Origin of the sequence: Bradyrhizobium sp., assembly GCF_030693485.1 — a bacterium.
GTDB lineage: Bacteria > Pseudomonadota > Alphaproteobacteria > Rhizobiales > Xanthobacteraceae > Bradyrhizobium.
Genome location: NZ_JAUYAN010000066.1, coordinates 35,335 through 41,334 on the forward strand (window position 1 = coordinate 35,335; position 6,000 = coordinate 41,334).

Annotated in this window: 3 protein-coding genes; 1 reads left to right on the forward strand and 2 read right to left on the reverse strand. The window is 61.6% G+C overall.

The features are described 5' to 3' along the window. Positions 1–292 precede the first annotated feature (292 nt). Positions 293–1,480, forward strand: coding sequence for a MalY/PatB family protein (locus Q8N40_RS05165; protein ID WP_305321194.1), 1,188 nt, complete (start codon positions 293–295; stop codon positions 1,478–1,480). Positions 1,481–2,189: 709 nt separating this feature from the next. Here the strand turns inward: Q8N40_RS05165 and Q8N40_RS05170 are convergent. Together Q8N40_RS05170 and Q8N40_RS05175 are read right to left on the reverse strand one after the other, a co-directional pair. Beyond that, on the reverse strand, positions 2,190–5,300 hold the full coding sequence (locus Q8N40_RS05170) for a tetratricopeptide repeat protein (protein WP_305711050.1): 3,111 nt from the start codon (positions 5,298–5,300) through the stop codon (positions 2,190–2,192). A gap of 289 nt (positions 5,301–5,589) precedes the next feature. Further along, the gene (locus tag Q8N40_RS05175; RefSeq protein WP_305321192.1) at positions 5,590–5,718 is read right to left on the reverse strand and encodes a hypothetical protein; all 129 of its coding nucleotides are present in this window, start codon (positions 5,716–5,718) and stop codon (positions 5,590–5,592) included. Positions 5,719–6,000: the final 282 nt, after the last annotated feature.

Below are 6,000 nucleotides of genomic sequence, written 5' to 3' on the forward strand. Positions count from 1 at the left end.
CGAGACCAACGATCCGGTCGATTCCCGCAAGGACCTCCCCGTCCTTGACCGTTGTCGCCTCGAATGCCAGAAGCTCCGTGCCAGCGCGGCTCCGCCAGCCGGGCGAGATCATCCGGGCATCCCGGGCGGCATCGTCGGAATCCCCCATGCAAGCAACGAGAGCCCGCGTCAGCAGCCAGGCGCCGCATCCCGACCAGGGCGGCGGCGATGGTCGATGCGTCCTCTGCTTCATCAGGCAGCATGCGCCATCGCATTCTGAGGATCAGGCGATAACGACAGGAACTGGGTGAAAATGTTCGACTTCGACCGTGTGATCGACCGCCGCGGCACACATGCCACCAAGTGGGACAACATGGCGAAGCTGTCGGGCATCGACGCGCCGGACGCGATCCCGATGTGGGTCGCCGACATGGATTTCGCAGCACCTCCCGGCGTCACCGAGGCGCTGACGGCCATGGCCCGGCGCGGTGTCTATGGCTACTACGGCGACACCGGGAGCTGGGCCGCCGCGTTCGCCGAATGGATGCAACGCCGGCACAATCTCGAGGTGGACCCCGCCTGGGTGAGTCCGACGCCGGGCGTCGTCGCGGGTCTAGGCCTCATCCTGCAGGCGGCGAGCGCACCGGGCGACGAAGTGGTGGTGTTCCCGCCCGCTTACCACGCCTTTCGCCGGATCATTGTTGCCAACGAGCGGCGCATTCTCGATGCGCAACTGGTCGAGCGCAACGGCCGCTACGTCATGGACCTCGAAGCGCTGCGCACCAAACTGACGCCCAGAACCAAAGTTGTGTTCTTCTGCAGCCCGCACAATCCCGGCGGCACGGTCTGGACGCCCGAGGAGATCCGCGCACTGGCCCGCTTCTGCATCGAGCACGATCTGTTGCTGGTGTCGGACGAGATCCACTGCGACCTCGTATTCGCCGGCGCCAGGCATACGCCCACCCTGACCGCTGCGCCCGAGATCGCCGACCGTCTGGTCTCCACCTTTGCGGCGACCAAAACCTTCAACCTGGCTGGCGCCCATGTCGGCGCCTGCGTCACCTCCAACGCGGCGCTGAAGCACGCCATCGACGCGCGCATCATGGCGAGCGGGCTAGGCTCCTACAACAGCTTCGGGATGATCGCGACCGAGGCGGCCTGGCGCACCGGCGATGCGTGGCTGGACGCGCTGCTGGCGTATCTGACGGCAAGCCGCGACCTGTTCGACCGGCGCATCGAAGCCGCGGCTCCCGGCGCCCGCTCGATGCGGCTCGGCGCCACCTATCTGGCCTGGGTGGATTTTTCCGGCACCGGCCTGCCGCCCGACGACGTCGCGGACCGCGTCAAGAGCCGGGCGCGGATCTTTGCGAGCCCCGGTCCCCAGTTCGGCCCGGGCGGAGACGCCTGGCTGCGCTTCAACTTTGCCACGCCGCGGCCGATCCTGGAGCAAGCGCTAGGCCGGCTCGAAGAGGCCTTCAGCGATGTGCGGTCCGGCAGCTGACAGATGCTTTTGCACCTAAATCTATCTTGCTGATTTAACTGAAGGATTTGGTGGGCGCACCAGGGCTCGAACCTGGGACCCGATGATTAAGAGTCTCGTGTTTACAACGAGATATCAGAGACTTAGATGTAAACCTCTTAGTTTTGAGACCTAATGAAATCAATGCGTTACACATCAATTGTAAATCGCTTTGACGCCCCGCAAGACTCTACATCCAATTGAGAAGTGTGAACCTGAAGGGATATGCGCAGCATGTCCCTCTGCGCGAATCAATCATGCCAAGCAATTCGTTCATCCACCAGGACGAGATGCTGATAGATTATTACGGCATCGGCTCGCACTTGTTTGACGTCCTCCAGAAAATTCGGCCACTTCTGTTCTTGAGTTAGGCCGCAGTGCATGGACCGATCGTAAAGGCGATGTTCGCTTCGGATCCAGCCTGTGTGGAAACTCCTCCCATGCTAAGATTCCCTTACTGAATCGGCGGGGGATTTGATGGCGGGCGTCCCTGGAGGATTGGGCCGACGAAAACAATTCCGTGCCTGGGTCAAAACCGGTCCTGACGGTTCCTGATCGCCGCTTCCGGTCCAATCCCACGGACATCATCGGACCGACCCGGCAGATCCGTTTGGTGCCGACGGCCGACATTGTCATCATTAAGATGAAGGTTTTGCCGGCGGTCGAGCGCGCGCGATGGCACGGCGTCGACTCATCGTGGCTTGGCCGGTTCGCCCACGACGACAAAGGGCGCCCACAGGCGCGGGTGAGCATCGTCATCGGTGTTTGCATTATCGATCAGCGCCAGCATCGATTGGCGCAGCGCCTCCCCATGCGAGAGCTTCGTATCGCTTGCGCTGGCCTGGAATGTGCCGGTCATCAGCCGCGCTGTCGCCTCATCGGCCACCTCCCAGTGCGAAACAATCAGCGATCTGGCTCCCGCGTAGAAGAATGCGCGCGCAAGTCCGGACAGCGCCTCTGCGCCGGGCTTGTCCTCGGCGGCCGTATTGCAGGCCGAAAGCACGACCCAGTCGGCATTCAGCTTGAGCTGGGCTATTTCGCTGGCGGAGAGCAGACCATCGTCAAGATCGGTAGCCCTGTCCGGAATCGACAGGGCCAAGGCTGGTTCGGCCTTGCTTTCGGTGAACTGCGCGAGCTCACCTGCAACAAGCCCGTGCGTCGCAAAGTAGATGATGCGATACTGATCTAGTCTTGCTTGCTTGGCCGCCGTCTCTGTCACCGCCAGACCCAGCCTTATGTCGCCAGGATCTGCGTGCAGCGCCTTTGCGATCGCCTGCACTTCCGTGCGCGTTCCAGGCAGCTGGGGCAGCCGTTCCCTGAGCGAGGCGATGTCGATCTTTGTCCCGCTGTAGAAAGCGGTGATGCTTCGCATCGCGACCTGTCGTAGTGCTTGCGCGCGCGCGGTCCGGGAGAACACAGGGTCGCCGAAGGCGATCATGGGCTTCGCCGCCGATGTGGTCGCGGATGCGGTGCGCAATATCTTCAGGCTCGAGACGGACGGCAGGATCGTGACCGCATGCGAACGGATCAGCCAGTCGACGTCTTTCAGCTCCTTGCCGCCTGGCTCTTTGGTCACCAACAGTGCGGGCGGCAGGCTGGTCAGCGCGCCATTGGACACGACCGATAGCCGTTTCTTCGCTGCAATTCTGTCCGCGAACGCGCCAAATGTCTCCCGATAGATCTTGAAGGCAAGCTGCGGATCAAATGGCTTGTTCCCAGCGAAGGTCAGCGACTGACGTAACGCCCTGACCTGGCTATCGATATCTTTGGCCGAAACCTGCAGCTCTACCCAATCGGCATCCGTGCGTGTGACGATCCAGGCATAGCTCGTGGCATCAAAATCGAGGACCACGAGCGCTTCATCGTCGGCGAGCAGTGCCTGCGTCTGTTTGAGGGACAGCGGTTGAGGTTTGGAGAGCGCGACGTAATCGGGAAAGCGCTGGTTGAATATCTCTTTTAGCTTGTCACGCTTCGATTCGATTGCATCGATACGCTTGCGAATCTGGTCGTCAGCCGCCGCATTGCGCTCGGCAGGTGGCTTTGATATGGCGGCGATCAGGCCTTTGTCCAGCCGCTCCGCTTCCGCTGTCAAATCCTGGTCCTCGCGCACGAGATCGGCGAGTGGTCCGGCTCCCGCCGCAAAACGTGCCGCGAGTTTGGACACCGCATTTGCCGCAGCCGATGATGAGGCACGCTGTACGGTGTCGTAGCTGTCATCAAACGCGCTGGCAACGTTAACGAGATTTTGGCGCTTCGCTTGAAATAGCACGGGGAAAGTAACAGCTTTGCTGGCGCGCCCCCGAGCGATGGTCCTGCGTACCAGTGGCAGCGCCTGAGCGTAGCGGCGTTGGGCGTAGTACAGCAACGCGAGATCGTTCAGCAAATCCGCAACATCGGGATGATCGGGACCGAGGGATTTTTCGAGGATGGCCAGGCCTCGCTTGTAGAGCGGCTCGGCGTCCGAATACCGACCCTGCCTTCGGTTCAGCACCGCAAGGTTGTTCAGCGCCATGGCGACACCCGGATGATCGGGACCGAAGGATTTCGCCCAGATCGCCAGCGCGCGCTTGAAGCGCGGCTCGGCGTCCGCATAGCGGCCTTGATCTCGATCGAGATTGGCCAGATTGTTCAGCGAATCAGCGACATCCGGATGATCGGGACCAAGCGCCTTCTCCTTGATCGCCAGCGACCGCCTGTACAGCGGTTCGGCATCCGCATGGCGGCCTTGAACGCGATAGAGGATAGCCAGATTGTTCAGCGCTGCCGCGACCTCGGGATGGTCGGGTCCGAGCGCTTTCTCCCCGGTTGCCAGCGACCGCTTGAATAGCGGCTCGGCATCCGCATAGCGGCCTTGAACGCGGTAAAAGTTGGCCAGATTATTCAGCGATGATGCGACATCGGGATGATCGGGACCAAGCGCCTTCTCCCGAATTGCGAGCGACCGCTTGTACAGCGGCTCGGCGTCTGCATGTTGGCCTCGATCTCCGTGGAGGTTGGCCAGATTGTTCAACGCCGTCGCGACGTCCGGATGATTGGGACCCAGCACCTTCTCCTGGATCGCTAACGACCTTCTGTAAAGCGGTTCGGCGTCCGCATAGCGGCCTTGGTCCCGGTAGAGGATGGCCAGATTGTTCAGCGATGCCGCGACATCCGGATGATCGGGACCAAGCGCCTTCTCCCGGATCGCCAGCGACCGCTTGTACAGCGGCTCGGTGTCCGCATAGCGTCCTTGATCTTCGAAGAGGTTGGCCAGATTGTTGAGCGATGTCGCGACATCCGGATGATCGGGACCAAGCGCCTTCTCCCGGATCGCCAGCGCTCGCCTGTATGGCGGCTCGGCTTCCGCATAACGGCCTTGATCCCGGTAGAGGATGGCCAAATTGTTCAGCGATCCTGCAATGTTGGGATGATCGTAACCGAGCGCCTTCTCCTCGAGCGCCAGCGATCGTTTGTACAGCGGCTCGGCGTCCGCATAGCGGCGCGACACATGGTAGAGGTAGGCCAGATTGTAGAGCAAGCCCGCGACGCCGGGATGGTCGGGACCAAGCGCCTTCTCCTGGATCGCCAATGCTCTCTGCTGCAGCGGGATGGCTTCCGTGTATTTCCCGGCCTTCGCGAGCTCGTTGACCTGCTTATTGAGTATCTGAACTTCTATTACGGTCTGAGGAGGAGCCGTCTGCGCCAACGGTGGCGAGATGAGCGGCACCTGAACCATCGCCGCGACGAGAGCGATACAGGCGAAGCGAACGAATACCTTGCGGGACATGATCGCTCTCACCGCCACGCGCGGCAAATTGGACATCGGCACCGATCCGTTTCCGTCTTGCACGCCGGATACGCAAAAAGCGACACTTAGCCCTTCATGGGCTACCGTCGTTGATCTAGCGCAAGCGTCTACCCACGCCGTCAACCGGCCCGAAGCGGCTCGGGCGGAAATCGCGCCGGATCCGAATACGTGATTCGGTGGATGAGTGCGTGTACTCATAAGATGGACGACGAACCTGTCCCCTGGCCTCCCGGAAGCAGACAAAGATGTTCTGCAGATTTGTGAACAGGGGCCCTACTACAGACTAAAGAGGACCCGTTCGATCCTACTTCCTGATCGCGGTCCACGGGCCCTTGCAGCCGTCGACGCGGGTGTAAGTCCCGGTACCCGTGGCGCCGGAGAGGCGACCGACCGCAACGGTGGCCTTGCCAAATACGGTGAACGAAGCGCGCATCGAACCCCCTGAACTGACTTGGCCGCTGCCACCCGAACTGCTGATCGCACCTCCCGAAATGACCCCGTACTTCGTGCCTGCACCACACCCTGCCGCTATGAAGGTCCATCTTCCATCGAATCTTGAAACGCTGCCGCCTTCGCCTCCGCGCGCCGGTGCCCGCTGCGCCTCGGACTTGGGCTTGGGCTTTCTCCTGCGCTCCGGCTGCTCTGACTCCGAGCCCCGAGTACCAGACACCGACTTGTCTTCCTTGCCGATCGTCCCGCCCACACTGCCTTGCGC

What these genes read in the sequence shown, in the direction of transcription:
- Q8N40_RS05165 (WP_305321194.1), top strand. Translation starts at nt 293, where the DNA reads ATGTTCGACTTCGACCGTGTGATCGACCGCCGCGGCACACATGCCACC.
- Q8N40_RS05170 (WP_305711050.1), bottom strand. Translation starts at nt 5,300, where the DNA reads ATGTCCAATTTGCCGCGCGTGGCGGTGAGAGCGATCATGTCCCGCAAG.
- Q8N40_RS05175 (WP_305321192.1), bottom strand. Translation starts at nt 5,718, where the DNA reads ATGCGCGCTTCGTTCACCGTATTTGGCAAGGCCACCGTTGCGGTCGGT.